Raw genomic sequence first — 14,787 nt, 5'->3', positions numbered from 1 at the left:
AGTTACTTCTTTGGGAAGCTATCTGGGGAGAGGTGGGCATGTCAACGGGGCACGAGGCGCTCGTGGCGGCTGCCTGGGTGGAGATCCCGCAGTTCGTCAGTGCCACCGCGCTGTTCCAGTCGGCGGTGGCCGACCAGCTCGGCGTACCGGTCAACGACCTGCACTGCCTCAACCTCGTCAGCGCGGGTCTCGCCGTCACACCCACTCAGCTCGCCGAACGGATGGGCATGACCACCGGTGCGGTGAGCAAGATGCTCGACCGGATGGAGGCGCAGCGACTCGTCCGCCGCGAGCACGATCCGCACGACCGCCGCCGGATCACCGTGCACGCCAGGCCCGACCGGGCCGACGAACTGGCCGCGCTCTACCAGCCGATGGCCACCTACCTGACCGAGCGCATCGCCGGATTCACCGACGACCAGCTGCGCCTGTTGACCGACTTCGCCCACACCGGCCGCGAAGTGGCGCTGCGCGAGGCCACCCGACTCCGCGAGGGTGGCCGGTCCCACTCCACCCGGAAACGCCGGCCGCCGGATGGTCCACCGAGCTGAACGCGCGGCGTTGCGTGCGGGGAAAAGGGAGGCGCCTGCTGGCGTCAACGCTCCCTCTCGCGTGCTCCGCTCACCTGGTGGTCGTCGGGCCCGGCAGTCGGATGGTGAAGTGCGTGCCCCGGCCCACCTCGCTCCGCACCTCGATCGTGCCGCCGTGTGCCTCGGTCAGGTGGCGCGCGATCGCCAGGCCGAGGCCGCTGCCGCCGGTCACCCGGCTGCGCGACTCGTCGGCCCGCCAGAAACGGTCGAAGATCTTCGGCAGGTCGGCCGGGGCGATGCCGCTGCCGGTGTCCCGAACGGAGATGGTGGTGCCGTCCGCGCCGACCGTGACCGAGCCGCCGGGCGGGGTGTACCGGATGGCGTTCGAGATCAGGTTGCCGACCACCTGTCGTAGGCGTACCTGATCGGCCCGCACCACCGGGTCGGACACGACGCTGAGTTCCAGGCGCACCCCGGCCGCGAGCGCGCTGCCCCGGTGGCTGTCGACCACCTGCGTGAGCACGTCCCGCAGGTAGGTCGGTTCCGGGTCGATGCGCAGCGTGCCCGCGTCGGCGGCGGCCAGGTCGCCGAGGTCGTCGATGATGTGCTGGAGCAGCAGCGCCTCCTCGTGCAGCAGCGCCAGCAGTTGGGCGTCGGTCGGGGCCAAGTCGTCCTGCGCCGCCTCCAGCCAGGTGCGGATGTTGCTCAGTGGCGTACGCAGCTCGTGTGCCACGTCGTTGACCATGGTGCGGCGTTGCGCCTCGGCCCGATCCCGGCGTTGCGCGGAGTCGTTGAGGGCGCGCGCCAACCGGCCGATCTCGTCGCGGCCGGACACCGGGGCGGGCGTGCGCTGATCGGCCGCGTCGGTGAGGGTGCGCAGTGGCCGCACCAGGCGCCGGCCGACGAGCACGGTCGCCGCGACGGTGGCGAGCAGGACCGCGCCGGTGACCGCCACGATTCGCCCGATGCTGCCGCCGGACAGGCGCAGCGTGGTGTCGCCGGTGCCGGGGGCGGTGACGAACAGCAGCGCGCGGGGCGCCACGTACGGCCGGAGTTGGGTTCTGCGCGCCGATTCGACGCAGCCCCGCACGACGCCGACCGGCCCGGCCGGTTCGAGCAGCGACGGTGGCTTCACCTCGGTCTTCTCGTGCGCGGTCCGGACGACCGCCGATTCGCCCAGATAGGCATCGAAGGTCGGCGTGATGCGCAGCTCGGAGGTGCGGTCGCCGAGGTTGAGGCAGCGGGCGGTCAGGGTGGTCAGCGTCTGGAGTGCCTTCTTCTCGGCTGCGCTGACCAGGCTGTCGAGCGCGAACCCGCAGCTCTCGGTCACGGACCGGGTCAGGGGCCGCTCGGCCTCGGCGCGGACGTTGGTGAGCACGACGCTCGGGCGGCCGGTTGTCGCGACCTCGATGACCCCGTCGTAGCCCACCTTGTGGAAGCAGGCCAGGCTGTTCTTGGCCACCTCGCTGAGCACGTACCGGTCTTCGGTCGGCACGACGTAGGGCCCGACGGCCCGCTCGTCGATGTGCTCGTCGCCGCCGGTCAGGCCCAGGTCGACCTGGAGCGGATCCACCACGGCCGCGGGGCTGGTGTTCCGCAGCGCCGGCCCGGTCTGCGAGTCGAGGATGACCCGGTGGTCGTCGGTGGTGAGCGTGATGCGGCGGTCCAGCTCGGCGGCGCGCGATCGCACCAGGGCGGCAGCCCCGGACCAGTCGTGGTGGGTGGCCGCGTAACCGAGCAGCGCCTGGTAGACGGCCTTCTGGTCGGCGACCGCGCCGCCCTGCTCGTAGTTGATCGCGCGGGTGGTGGTCGTCGCCGCCAGCCAGGCGGTGGCCGAGATCGCGGCCAGCGCGATCACCACGGCGGCGACCAACAGCCGGGTCACCAGGCTGTGCCGCAGCGGCACCTGGTCCCCGCTCACGGTGTCGGACCCAGCGCCAACTTGTAGCCCACCCCGTGCACGGTGAGCAACTGCCGGGGTCGTCTCGGGTCGGTCTCGATCTTGCGGCGCAGGTTCATCATGTGGACGTCGATGGTGCGCTCGGTCGAGCTGCGGTCGAGGCCACGGGTGTGGTGCAGCAGCTGCGCTCGGGTGAAGACCCGGTCCGGTTGCTCGGACATCGCGGCCAGGATGGCGAACTCGCCACGGGTGCACTCGATCCGCTCGCCGTCGACGGTCACGTGGTGCCCGACCGGATCGACGCCGATCCGACCGATCTGCCGGATGCCCCGGTCGGTGGGCTCGGGCGCGCCCCGGGGCGCGCGGCGCAGCAGGGTACGGGTGCGGGCCACCAACTCCCGAGGGCTGAACGGTTTGGTCAGATAGTCGTCGGCGCCCAGTTCCAGGCCGAGCAGCAGGTCACTCTCGGCGCTGCGCGCGGTGAGCATGAGCACCAGGACGTCCGACTCCTGCCGCACCGTGCGGCACACCTGTAAGCCGTCCAACCCCGGCATCATCACGTCCAGGATCAGCAGGTCGGGCCGGGCCCGGCGGGCGGCGTCCAGCGCCGCCCGCCCGTCGTGCACCACGATCGTCTCGTGGCCGGCAGCCACGAGATAGCGGCGGATCCCCTCCGCGTGCCGCGGATCGTCGTCAGCGACCAAGACCATCGCACACATGCCGGCGATGATAGGCCGGCGCTGCGGCACCGAACCGGTTCCAAGCCCGACCTGACAGATTCCTAACGACTGCTCAGACACTGGACAGCGACTCGGTGGGGTCGAGCGAGGCCGCCCGCATCGCCGGGTAGACCCCGGCCAACACCCCGATGATCAGCGCACCGCCCAGCCCGACGGCGGCCGCCGTCGGTGGGATGGTCACCGGCCAGTGCTGGAGGGTGGCATAGCCGGCGACGGCCACCGCGCCGGCCAGCACTCCGGCCACTCCGCCGAGCGCCGACAGCACGATCGACTCGGTCACGAACTGGATGCGTACCTGGCCCCGGTTGGCGCCCAGGGCCCGACGCAGGCCGATCTCGCGGCGTCGCTCCAGCACCGAGATGTACATCGTGTTGGCCACCCCGATGCCGCCCACGAGCAACGCGATCCCGGCCAGCCCGAGCAGCAGCGAGCTGAAGGTCTGCCGCACGGCCTGCTTGGCGGCGAGCCCGTCCGAGGGACGACTGACCTGCACGTCGCTGGGATGCTCCGGATTGGCCGTGGCGGCCAGCACCTGGCGTACCGCCACCACCTGGGCGTCGGTGGTCTGCACATAGATCCGGGTCGGGTGCCCGTCGAAGCGCAGCCAGCGGTTGGCCGCCTCCCAGCCGATCATCGCGGAGCGGTCGATCTCGGGTGCGAGGGGCACCGGGTCGAGGATGCCGATCACGCTGAACCGCTGCCCGCCGAGGTGGACCTGGAGCGGCTGGGAGAGGTCGACCGTGGCGAAGCCGAGCCGCTGGGCGGCGACCGAGCCGAGGACCACCGTCGGCAGGCGTTCCATCGCGGGATCCAGGAACCGGCCGGAGCGTACCCGGCCGTCGATCGCCGCGAGCAGGTTCGTCCTGGTGGCGACGACCGCGATGGCGTTGTAGTCGCCGGCGCCGGTCCGGTCGGAACGGGCGACGTTCAGCCCGAAGTCGGCGGTCGCGCTCGCCACCGTCACCGGCGCGATCCGGGACACCATGTCCACCGACTCGACGGGCAGCTGGACCGGTGGCTCGCGGTTGGGCGCCGGTGTGACCTGTAGTCGGTTGGTGCCCAGGGCGGCCAGTTTCTCCTCCAGTGCCCGCTGGCTCGACGCCGGGATCCCGGTGACCAGGATCAGGGTGGCGATGCCGATGGCGATGCCGAGCGCCGACAGGGCGGCCCGCGCCGTGCGCGTCCGGATGCCGAGCAGACCCAGGCCGACCAGGTCGGCCGGGGCCAGTCGGACCGGTGCGGCGTCCCGGTCCACCCTCGCCTCTTGCCGGGCACGCCTCATGCCGACCCACCGCCCGCCGCGGAGTCGGACACCAGGCGGCCGTCCAGGATGCGGAGCTGTCGGGGCACCCGGGCGGCCACCTCGTGATCGTGGGTGATCAGCGCGATCGTGGTCCCGTCCCGGTTCAGCTCGGTCAGCAGGTCCAGCACGGCCGAGCCGGTGGCCACGTCGAGCGCCCCGGTCGGCTCGTCGGCCAACACCAGCGCGGGCCGGTTGACGAGCGCCCGGGCGATCGCCACCCGTTGGCGTTCACCGCCCGAGAGTGCCTGCGGGTGGTGGTCGGCGCGGTGGGCCAGACCGACCCGTTCCAGTGCCGCCAGGGCCAGCGCCCGGCGGTGCCGGCGGTGGACGCCGGCGTAGAGCAGACCGGTCGCGACGTTCTCGGTCGCGGTCAGCCCGTCGGTGAGGTGGAACTGCTGGAACACGAAACCCAGCCACCGGCCACGCAGGCTGGACAGGTGCCGGTCGGACATGGTGGTGACATCCCGCCCGCCGATCAGTACCCGACCCTCGGTGGGCCGGTCCAGCGTGCCCATGATGTTGAGCAGGGTGGACTTTCCCGACCCGGACGGGCCCAGGATGGCCACGAACTCGCCCGTGTCGATCCGCAACGAGACGTCGCGCAGCGCCGTCACGTCCGCGCCGTAGCGCCGGGTGGCACCGTCGATCTCCAACACCGGGGTCACGACGTCGTCACCACCCTGGTGCCGGCGGTGATGCCGGTACCGCTGATCTGCACCATGCCGTCGGCGAACAGGCCCACCTTCACCGCGGTCAGGGCGCCGTCGGAGATCTGTACGCCGTAACCGCCACCGCTGAGCGCGAGCAGTGCGCCGACCGGGACGGCGAGTACGTCGCGCTCGGTGGTGCCGGTGAACCGGACCTCGACGGTGGCCGAGCTGATGTTCTGGATCGTCGAGGCGTCGTCCACCGCGATGACGACCTGCACCTTCGGGCCCTCCGAGCCCGGGTTGTCGCCGTCGGACTGGGCGGCCTGGACGTTGCTGCTCACCGAGGTGATGGTGCCGCTGGTGTGTGCGCTGTCCGGAAGGGTGATCTGCACCTTCTGCCCGGCACGGAGGTCGTCGGCCCGGCTGGCGTCGATCTCGACGGTGACCGCCTTGGCCTGATCGCTGATCGCCATCAGGTTGCCGGTGGCGTCGTCGCCGAGTTGGGCCGCGGCCGTGCCGACCCGCACCGCACCGGGCAGCACCAGAATGTCGCCGAGTGTCACGGTGCCGGTTGCCGGACGTACCCCCTTGGCCGTCTGCCAGCGCTTCACGGCGTCCTTGAGTGACCGGGTGAAGACGGCGTCCTGGCTGGTCACGACGGTCTGGTACGCCCCGGTGCCGGCGGCTGCCGGCGGCGAACCCGGCTTGTTGGCCCCTCCGTTCGTGGCCTCGCCGTTCGTACCCTGGTCGTTCGTACCCGGGTCGTTCGCGGCCGGTGGTGGCCCGCCCTGGACGGTCACCCGGGTCCCCGGTGCGGGTTGGGACCCGATCCGGTAGCCGAGCGCCCGAAGGTTGTCGGCCAGCACCTTGACGTCGCGGCCGACCATGCCGACCACGCTGATGTCGCGGAACATCGGCGACGACCCGTAGAAGAGGATCACCGGGCGGTCACCGGAGCGGTACATGATGTCGCCGCGGGCGATGGTGCTGCCGGACTGGGGCAACCAGGTGAGCACCCCGGGCGCGACACCCCGCAGGGTGCGCTGCTTGCGATAGCCGACCGTGCCGCTCTCGGCCCAGTAGTCGGAGAGGTCGGTCCGGACCACCTCGGCCGTGGCCACCCTGGCCGCGGCCGGCTGCGCGGCTGGAGAGTCGTCGCCGGCGCTGGCGTGGACGGCGTAGGCCACGCCGCCCAGCGCGAGCACGCCGCACGTGATGGTGATGATGAGGGGTTTCGTCTGCACGGTCGGCTACCTCTGCGTGAAGGCCGAGATCTCGCACTGACGCTGGATCTCCAGCCCCGCGTCGCTGTTCGCCTTCTCCAGGTTGGCCTTGGTCTCCGGCGCGACCCAGATGTTGGCGTTGTCCGTGCCTCCCTGCCGGATCTCCATCGACAGGCCCTGGTCCCGGACGCACTGCAGTTTCTCGCGCAGGTCGTCGGCGAAGTTCGGGTTCTGGTGCGGGTCGAGCTCCGGCGGGCCCAGCGGCTCCTTGTCGGCGCACGCGTCCACGGCCGGCTGATACTTCTTCTCGTCCATCTTGTAGCTGAGCAGCGGACCACCGTTTCCGCCCTGCGCCGGCGCCGACGGCACACCGTGCTGCGTCCAACAGGCGTAGTAGGCCTCGTAGCGGCGGTCGACCTCCTGCTTGGTCGCGCCGAGGGGGAGCTGGCGGTCGGCGGCGTTGCTCGACGCGGCCGGGCCGGCACTCGCCGACGTGGTCGCGCCCGGGAGCGCGGCCACCTGCGGCTCCGACGCCTTCGGGTCGTCGCCGCAGGCCGCGAGCGACAACAGCAGGACCGCCAAACCGGTGATCTTCACATTCGCTTTGTGCATGCGCGCCAGCTTGGTCGCCGCATGTCAGCTAATTGTTAGGTACGCACGCCTTTTTCGCACAGGTGCGATCAGGTTCCGGGAACTTTCCCGGGCCGGCCACCGACCACCAGAGTGCGCGGCTGAGCGGCGCGATCCGACGACGGCAACTCGGCATGGAGGAGCGCCCGTGGCACCCAGGACGGTGGTCTGTGCGCAACGGCGCCGCTGACGACGATCAGGTGACCCGGTGGGCGCAGGAGGCGGGCCGGGGCGACCGGCAGGCCGCCACCGCGTTCGTCCGGGCCCTGCAGGATCAGGTCCGGCGGTTCCTGTCGCACCTGGCCGGGCCGGGTGAGGCCGACGACCTGACCCAGGAGACGTTCCTGCGGGCGTTTCGCAACCTGCCCGGCTTCGCCGGCCGGTCGTCGGCGCGTACCTGGGTGTTCACCATCGCGCGACGCGTTGCCGTGGATCACGTCCGGACGGCGGTCGCCCGGCCACGGTTGGCCTCGGTGACGGACTGGCAGGCGGCGGCCGAGGCCGCCGGTGCGATCACCGCCGGCGCCGACGAGGGCGTCACCCTCCAGCAGGTGATCGCCGGCCTGAGCCCGGAGCGTCGCGAGGCGTTCGTCGCCACGCAGGTGCTCGGCCTGTCCTACGCCGAGGCGGCGGACGTCTGCGGTTGCCCGGTCGGCACCATCCGCTCCCGGGTGGCCCGGGCCCGCGAGGATCTCGTCGCCGCCTGGCAGGCCGAGGGTGGCCCGACCCGCGAGCAGCGAACCGGCTGAGGGCGGATACCGCCGCGCTTCTCGGCGCTCTGTCGAGGGCTCAGCTCTGCGCGTAACGGGTCCCCGTCCATCGGTAGGTGCGATCCACCGGCACCTCGGGCTCGGCGTACTTCTTGGTCGAGGAGATGACCAGTCGCCCGCCGGTGACCCGCACGTCGTTGACCACCTCGGCCACCGGCCCGACCCAACTGCCGACCAGTTGACCGGTGCGCCCGGTCACGACCAGCACCTGACCGGAGGCGTCCTCGTCGCCGGCGCCGGCCAGACAGGACCCGTACACCACCGCCTCGTCGCGGCCGTCGCCGTTCAGGTCACCGTACGTCGCGGCGCCCTCGTCGTACGCGGAGGAGATGGAGATGTGCGGAGCGTCGCCCGGCTGGCCGCCCCTGCCGTCGACGAATCGGATCCTGCCGGTCAGGCACTCGTCGCCCGTCGATGCCGTCATGGTGATCGTGGCGTTCACCCAGTCGACGCCGCGCACGCCCAGCGGCGTCGGAGCGCTGCCGGTCGCGCTCGGAGTGCCGGTCGGTGACCCCGACCGCGACGGGGTCCGCCGGTCGGGTGGAGTCGAGGGCGACGTCGTCGGCGGCGTCGGCGGTGCCGCCGGCGTGGGGGAGACGCTCACCGACGGTGTCGGCGTGGGCCCGATGATCGGTGGGTCCCGGTCCGGATCGGGACCGAGCCTCGTGATCGTCGCGATGCTCCCGGCGGCGACCGCCACCACCGCGGCGAAGGACAGCGCGACCTTCGTCCTGGTGCGACGCCGGGCCCGGCGCACGATCACGTCGGCCGATGGCGCGGCGAACGACAGATGGCCGCTGTCGGCGTACGACCGCAGCACGAAACCGGTGACGTCGTCTCGACCGGGATCCGGCTCCGGGGGTGTCACGACGCGACCGCCTCTCCGCTCGACGTTTCGCTCAGATGCTCCGCCAGTTTCGCCCGGCCACGGTGCAGCCACGACACCACGGTGCCCTGCGGCACGCCGAGGCTGGCGGCTATCTCGGCGGTCGGCAGGTCGGCGATGTAATGCAGCACGATCACCCGGCGCTGCCGCTCTGGCAGCGTACGCAGGGCGGCGACAAGTGCCACGTGGTCCGGCTGGACCGCCGGCACGGGCGCCACGATGGGCTGGCGGCGTAACGCGCGGGCCGCGACGGTGAGCCGGCGCAGCCGGTTGGTGGCGAGGTTCCAGGCCACCCGGCGCACCCACGCCACCGGATCGTCGTACGAGGAGATGTCGCGCCACTTCTGCCAGGCCCGCAGGAACGCCTCCTGGCTCACGTCCTCGGCCTCGGCCCGGTCGCCGAGATAGGCGTGGACCTGCGCGCTGATCCGGCCGTAACAGGTCTGGAAGAACCGGTCGAAGGCGGCACGGTCATCCGGCTGGTCGCCTCGCACGGCACCTCCTGCGGTCGGGGATCTTCCACCACAGACACACCCGGGGGCGGCCGCCGATTGCACCTGACCCGGGTGCAATCGGCGGGACCGCCGCGGTGTGTCTGTGGTGGAGCATTTCCCCCACCACCCTGGCGTTACCCCAGGCGGGCCTCGATGGCCTCGATGATGCGCGGACGCAGCTCGGCGGCGCGGATGACGGCGTCCACCGAGCCGACCTCGACGGCGCGTTGGATGTTGTGCACCCGGTCGAACTCCGTCGCCACCTCGCCGACCTTCTCGGCGCGCACCGACGAGCGCAGCTCGTCGAGTTCGGCGGTCAGCGCGGCGCGTTCGGTGCCGGCGGCGGCCGCGGCACGGGCTTCCAGGTCCCGCACCCGGGGGTCGGCCGCCGTGCGGGCGTTGACGTCGGCGGAGAACACCACCGCGGCGGCGGGGGCACCGCCGAGCACCGAGGCGAACGAGCCCTCCAGCGCGAGCACCGTCATGTTCGGGTTCAGCGCCTTCGAGAACACCACGAACGCACCGCCGTGGTAGCGCGAGATCACGCAGAAGACGATGGGCCCCCGGAAGTTGACGATCGCCCGGCCGATCTCGGCGCCATACTCCAGTTGCAGCTTGCGCATCGACTCCGGTGAGCCGTCGAAGCCGGACAGGTTCGCCAGTACGACGAGGGGCCGGTTGCCGCTGGCCGCGTTGATCGCCCGAGCGGCCTTCTTCGACGAGCGGGGGAACAGCGTGCCCGCCGTGTAGGTGTCCGGGCCGTCGGTGGGCGGGAAGCCGTGCCGGGGCACCGACCGGGACTCGATGCCGAGCAGGCAGACCGGGATGCCGCCGAGGTGGACGTCCTGCACGACCGCGGTGTCCGCGTCCGCCATGCCCGCCCACCGCTCCAGCACCGGGTGGTCCTGGTCGGCGAGGGCGCGCATCACCGTACGGATGTCGAACGGCTTCTTGCGGTCCGGGTTGTGTTCGACGGAGAAAATCTCCCCGACGGTGCCGAAGGCGCTGCCCGCCACGTTGTGCGGGAAGCCGGAGATGTCGCGGTCGGCGGGGTCGGTGGTGACCGCCCGCCGGGGCGCCGCCTCGCCGGGCGCGACGTACGTGTGGTCGTAGTGCGACATCACCACGTCCCGGGCGGCCGTCAGGTTCGGCGCCCAGTACTGCGCCTGCCCGTTCGGACCCATCACCCGGTCGTAGCCGCCGATACCGAAGTTGTCCTCGGCGGACACGCCGCCGGAGAAGTCGAGCGACTGCTTGCCGGTGAGCACCATCGCCGAGTCGGGTGTCATCACCAGGATGCCCTTGGTGTGCATGAGCATCGTGGCCTCGGCGTTCCAGTACGGCTGCGCGCCGACGTTGATGCCCGCGACCACGATGTTGATCTCACCGCCGGCCTGGGTGAACTCGACGATCCGCTTGAGCGCCGCGGCCACCCAGTCCATGTTCTCCGTGCCGGAGGTCATCGAGATCCGGGCACCGGCGGACAGCGCCCACCACTCCAGCGGCACGTTCATCCGCTCCGCGAGGTCCAGAGCGGCGATCACGCGACGGCACTCGGGCTCGGACAGAGCGCCCAGGGACTTCGTCGGGTCGCCGAGCAGCACCACCCGGGTGACGCCCTGCGGGTGCCGCTCGGTGGGGGTCGTGACCACCCCGGCGACGATGGCGGCGCTGTTGCGCCCCTTCGGCCGGTCCACCGGCACCAACGCGTGGTCGGCGTCGAGGTCGTGCTCGACGAAGGCACCGAGCCGGCCGGTCAGCTCGTACGGGTACACGGTGTTGCGGCTGCTGGCCCGCAGCACCTTGAGCCGGTACTCGTCCAGCGGCTCGATCGGCTCGACCGGCGGCTCACCGACGGCCAGCTCCGCGCCGCCCGCGGCGTCGAACGTGATCCGTACGGCGATCTTGGCCAGCTCGCCGGTCCGGCGGTCGCGCTGCCGCGCGATGAACAGGATCTCCTCCAGGCCGGCACCCACGGTCGTCGGGCGGACGCGCCCGGCGATCATCTCCATCTCCTCGCGGGTCAGCTCGCTCGGCGGCCACACGTAGACCACGATCCGGTTGGTGTGGAAGCGGGTCTTCGACGGTCGCCGCGACTGGGCGCGGCGGATCGAGTCGAGGCAGGCGGCGATGGCGTCCTCGGTCGTCGGCAGCGCCACCAGGCGGCCGTCCTGCTCGCGAAGCTCGGTCAGGTCACGCACCTGCGCGAACGCGACGAGGCGGTCATCCGCCCGGTTGTCCCGCGCCACACACTGGAAGAGGTAGACCTCCTCGTCCGTCGCCGGCAGTCGGGTCAGGTCGAACTTGTGCAGCCGCTCCAACTGCATCCGCTGCGCGATGTACGGGTGCAGGCCGCGGATCAGCCGGTCCTCGGCGAGCTGGGTGCCCGACGGGCGGAAGGTGAAGTGGTGGTGCATGACCGCCCCGCCGCGACCCGCGACGGTGGTGGTGACCCGACGCACCTGGGGCGGCAGCGGGTGCGCGGCGATGACCTCGGCCAGCGCCGCCGCCATCGCGTCGAAGTCCTCCGGTTGGTTCTCCCAGCCGAGATAGATGTCGGCGTCGACGGAGTCCTCGTCGGTGGACAGCTCGGCCAACCCGCGCAGCGCGCTGCCCAACGCGTCGAAGCGCACCGCGGCGGAGACGACACTGGAGTCGGCACGCTCGGCGACGACGAACGTGCAGCCCGCAACCTGGTGCGTGCGTACGCTGGTGAGCGCCCTGTTGCCGTAGTACCGCCGGGTCAGCACCTCCAGCATCACCGCGTTGTCGAGGTGGTCACGGACGAGCCGCTGGCCGAGCAGCCGGACCAGCGGTTCGGTGCTGCGGACCATCTCGGCGACGCGCTCGGCGCGGTCCGCGGCGTCCGGGTGGGCGTCCAGGTGCCGCAGGTGCCCACGGACCCCGGCGTAGACGCGGGCGCGGTTGCGGCGCAGCAGTGGCTGGGCGAACCAGGCGAACACCACGCCACGGGCGAGGTCCGCGATCGCGGGGAAGCGGACCTGCGTCGCGGCGATCAGCCGTTCCAAGGCGAGACCGGCGGGCTCGCGCAGCGCCTCGTCCGGCGGGGTCTCCCGCAGCCAGGCGCGCAGCAGCGTCGCGATGACCGTGGCGTCGGCGGACGCGCGTTGCTGGGCGAGGAAGATCCGGAAGACCGCCGCTTCGAGGGCGGGGGAGCGCTCCAGGTCGGTGACACCGTAGTGGCCGAGCGCCTTGGCGAGCTTGGTCTGGAAGGCGTCCGGCACCCCGGCCCGCTCGACGTCGAGGCTCTGCAGGTAGGTGTGGAAGTACTCGCGGGCGCTGTGCACGTACGCGGCGCCGCCGTCCTCGCCGGTCGGCCGGTTGCGACTCAACTCGGCGAGGTCGGCGAACACCTCGATGAGGTCGAGCTCGGCGGCCAGGGGCCGCCGGCTGGTCGCCGCGCCCGAGGATCGCGGACCGGCCTCGGTGGCGGCCCGTCGAGCGGTGAGGTAGTCGTCGAGCACCCGCCGTTCGTCGTGCGGGTCGACGTCGAAGCCGAGCAGCAGGCCGCGCAGGTCCTCCTGACCGCGCCTGCTGCGCTCGTACGCCGGCACGTCCTCGGCGGCGGTGGGCAGGTCCAGTTCGACGGCCTCGGCGGTCGGGTCGGCCGCGGTCTCGCCGGCCTCGTCCGCGAGCGGCTCCAGGCGCAGCAACGGCGCACCCGCCTCCACCTGGCTGCCCACCGAGACGGCGCACTCCTTCAGCCGCGCCTTGAACGGCGCCCGCAGCACCGTCTCCATCTTCATCGCTTCCAGCACCAGCACGGGTGCGCCCGCCTCGACCTCGGCGCCGATCTCCAGCGGCGTGGCGACGACGAGCGCGGGCATCGGGGAACGCAGGACGCCACCCTCGTCGCGGCTGACCCGGTGCGTGACCCCGTCCACCTCGACCAGGTGGGTCGGCCCGTACGTGCCGGTGAGCAGGCGGTAGCGGATGCCGTTGACGACGATCTGGCCGGTGTGCCGGTCGAAGCGGTCCAGTTCGACGTCGGCGGTGCGCACCACGGGGCCCACCTCGATGCCGACGCGGAACCGGTGCGCGCCGACCCGGGCCACGCGCGTGCGGTAGCCGACGCCGCGCAACTTGAGGTCCAACGGGCGGCCGCTGGCGTGCTGTACCTGCGGGCGTCCACCGGACGCCGTGGACAGCAGCCGCTGCCGCTCGATGCGTTCGTCCTCCTCGTACGCCTCGATGGCGGCGGCGGCCAGCGCGACAGCGGAGTGCCGGTGCGTGACGAGCCGGCCCTCGCCGCGGACGCGGTCGATCCAGCCGGTGTCCGCGCTGGCGTCGATCACCTCGGGCTGGTCGAGCAGGTCGAGCACGAAGCTCTTGTTCGTCGCGCCACCCTCGATGATCACCGTGGTGTTCGCCATCGCCCGACGCAGCTTGCCGAGCGCCTCGTCACGATCGCGGCCGTACGCGATGATCTTCGCGATCATCGAGTCGAAGTCGGCCGGGATGGTGTCGCCCTCGCTGACACCGGTGTCCACCCGGATGCCGGGGCCGCTGGGCAGGTCCAGCCGCGCGATACGCCCCGGCGACGGCGCGAAGTCACGGTCGGGGTCCTCGGCGTTGAGCCGCGCCTCGATGGCGTGCCCCCGCTCGGCCGGTGGCGCACCCTCCAGCCGCCCGCCCGACGCGACGTGCAGCTGCGCCTTGACCAGGTCGAACCCGGTGGTCAGCTCGGTGATCGGGTGCTCGACCTGGAGGCGGGTGTTGACCTCGAGGAACGCGAACAGCCGGTCGCCGGGGTGGTACAGGAACTCGACGGTCGCCGCGCCCCGGTAGCCGACCGCGATGGCCAGTCGCTCGGCCGACGTCTTGAGCTCGGCAGCCTGCGCCGGGTCGAGCACCGGCGACGCCGACTCCTCGATGACCTTCTGGTTGCGTCGCTGCACCGAGCAGTCGCGGACGCCGAGCGCCCACGCCGTGCCCTGCCCGTCGGCGATCACCTGGACCTCGACGTGCCGAGCGCCGGTGACCAGCCGCTCCAGGAACACGATGCCGCTGCCGAACGCCCGCGCCGCCTCCTGGCTGGTCCGCTCGTACGCGTCGACCAGCTCGGCCTCGCTGCGGACCACGCGGATGCCGCGCCCGCCGCCACCCGCGGTCGCCTTCAACATCAGCGGGTAGCCGATCTCGGCCGCCGCCGCCCGGGCGGCGTCCAGGGTCTCGACGGCGCCGCGGCTCCACGGCGCGACCGGCACGCCGACCTGCTCCGCGATCAGCTTGGAGCCGATCTTGTCGCCGAGTTGGCGCATGGCGTCCGGGCTCGGCCCGACGAACGTGACGCCGATCTTCTCGCACAGCTCGGCGAACGCCGGATCCTCGGCGACGAAACCCCAGCCGACCCACGCGGCGTCGGCGCCGGTCTCGGTCAGGGCACGCTCCAGCACCGCCAGGTTGAGGTACGGGCGAGCGGATGCCGGACCGAGATCGTAGGCGATGTCCGCTTCGCGGACGAAGGTGGCGGTGCGGTCGACGTCGGTGTAGAGAGCGACGGTTTCGAGCTGTCTGCCGGTTTCCGCAGCCAGCTCGCGGACCGCGTGGATGAGCCGCATGGCGGCTTCACCTCGGTTGACGATGGCGACACGGTTGAACACCCGACTGACCCCTTAACTAGACCTCGAACTGCGTGCC

Annotated in this window: 11 protein-coding genes; 2 read left to right on the top strand and 9 right to left on the bottom strand. The window is 72.0% G+C overall.

Going from position 1 to position 14,787, the window contains the following annotated elements:
• Window positions 1–38 precede the first annotated feature (38 nt).
• Entirely contained in the window at window positions 39–551 is a 513-nt protein-coding gene (locus tag AB0B57_RS02575) for a MarR family transcriptional regulator (protein ID WP_357064431.1), read from the top strand.
• A 70-nt stretch (window positions 552–621) separates the two neighbouring features.
• On the opposite strand, the gene AB0B57_RS02570 is transcribed toward AB0B57_RS02575, so the two are convergent.
• From AB0B57_RS02570 to AB0B57_RS02545, 6 genes are all read right to left on the bottom strand, one after another.
• A complete protein-coding gene (locus AB0B57_RS02570; RefSeq protein ID WP_357064429.1) occupies window positions 622–2,451 on the bottom strand; it encodes a HAMP domain-containing sensor histidine kinase in 1,830 nt (609 codons plus the stop codon).
• The gene (locus AB0B57_RS02565) at window positions 2,448–3,149 is read right to left on the bottom strand and encodes a response regulator transcription factor (RefSeq protein WP_357064428.1); all 702 of its coding nucleotides are present in this window, start codon (window positions 3,147–3,149) and stop codon (window positions 2,448–2,450) included. The genes AB0B57_RS02570 and AB0B57_RS02565 overlap by 4 nt, the downstream gene beginning before the upstream one ends.
• Window positions 3,150–3,222: 73 nt before the next feature.
• A complete protein-coding gene (locus AB0B57_RS02560) occupies window positions 3,223–4,452 on the bottom strand; it encodes an ABC transporter permease (RefSeq protein ID WP_357064426.1) in 1,230 nt (409 codons plus the stop codon).
• On the bottom strand, window positions 4,449–5,138 hold the full coding sequence (locus AB0B57_RS02555) for an ABC transporter ATP-binding protein (protein ID WP_357064425.1): 690 nt from the start codon (window positions 5,136–5,138) through the stop codon (window positions 4,449–4,451). The genes AB0B57_RS02560 and AB0B57_RS02555 overlap by 4 nt, the downstream gene beginning before the upstream one ends.
• On the bottom strand, window positions 5,135–6,367 hold the full coding sequence (locus AB0B57_RS02550; protein WP_357064424.1) for an efflux RND transporter periplasmic adaptor subunit: 1,233 nt from the start codon (window positions 6,365–6,367) through the stop codon (window positions 5,135–5,137). The genes AB0B57_RS02555 and AB0B57_RS02550 overlap by 4 nt, the downstream gene beginning before the upstream one ends.
• A gap of 6 nt (window positions 6,368–6,373) precedes the next feature.
• Window positions 6,374–6,958, bottom strand: a complete 585-nt coding sequence (locus tag AB0B57_RS02545) for a hypothetical protein (protein WP_357064423.1) — start codon at window positions 6,956–6,958, stop codon at window positions 6,374–6,376.
• A 152-nt stretch (window positions 6,959–7,110) separates the two neighbouring features.
• Between AB0B57_RS02545 and AB0B57_RS02540 the strand changes: the two genes are divergently transcribed.
• A complete protein-coding gene (locus AB0B57_RS02540; protein WP_357064507.1) occupies window positions 7,111–7,725 on the top strand; it encodes a sigma-70 family RNA polymerase sigma factor in 615 nt (204 codons plus the stop codon).
• 40 nt (window positions 7,726–7,765) lie between these two features.
• On the opposite strand, the gene AB0B57_RS02535 is transcribed toward AB0B57_RS02540, so the two are convergent.
• The 3 genes from AB0B57_RS02535 to AB0B57_RS02525 form a co-directional block, all read right to left on the bottom strand.
• Entirely contained in the window at window positions 7,766–8,614 is an 849-nt protein-coding gene (locus tag AB0B57_RS02535; RefSeq protein ID WP_357064421.1) for a hypothetical protein, read from the bottom strand.
• Window positions 8,611–9,126, bottom strand: coding sequence for a SigE family RNA polymerase sigma factor (locus AB0B57_RS02530; protein ID WP_357064420.1), 516 nt, complete (start codon window positions 9,124–9,126; stop codon window positions 8,611–8,613). The genes AB0B57_RS02535 and AB0B57_RS02530 overlap by 4 nt, the downstream gene beginning before the upstream one ends.
• A 134-nt stretch (window positions 9,127–9,260) precedes the next feature.
• Window positions 9,261–14,750, bottom strand: a complete 5,490-nt coding sequence (locus tag AB0B57_RS02525; RefSeq protein WP_357064419.1) for a carboxyl transferase domain-containing protein — start codon at window positions 14,748–14,750, stop codon at window positions 9,261–9,263.
• Window positions 14,751–14,787 lie beyond the last annotated feature (37 nt).

Origin of the sequence: Micromonospora sp. NPDC049101, from assembly GCF_040648675.1 — a bacterium.
Classification (GTDB): Bacteria; Actinomycetota; Actinomycetes; order Mycobacteriales; family Micromonosporaceae; genus Micromonospora.
The sequence above is the reverse complement of the archived record's forward strand: the minus strand, read 5'-3'. Positions and strand labels throughout refer to the sequence as shown.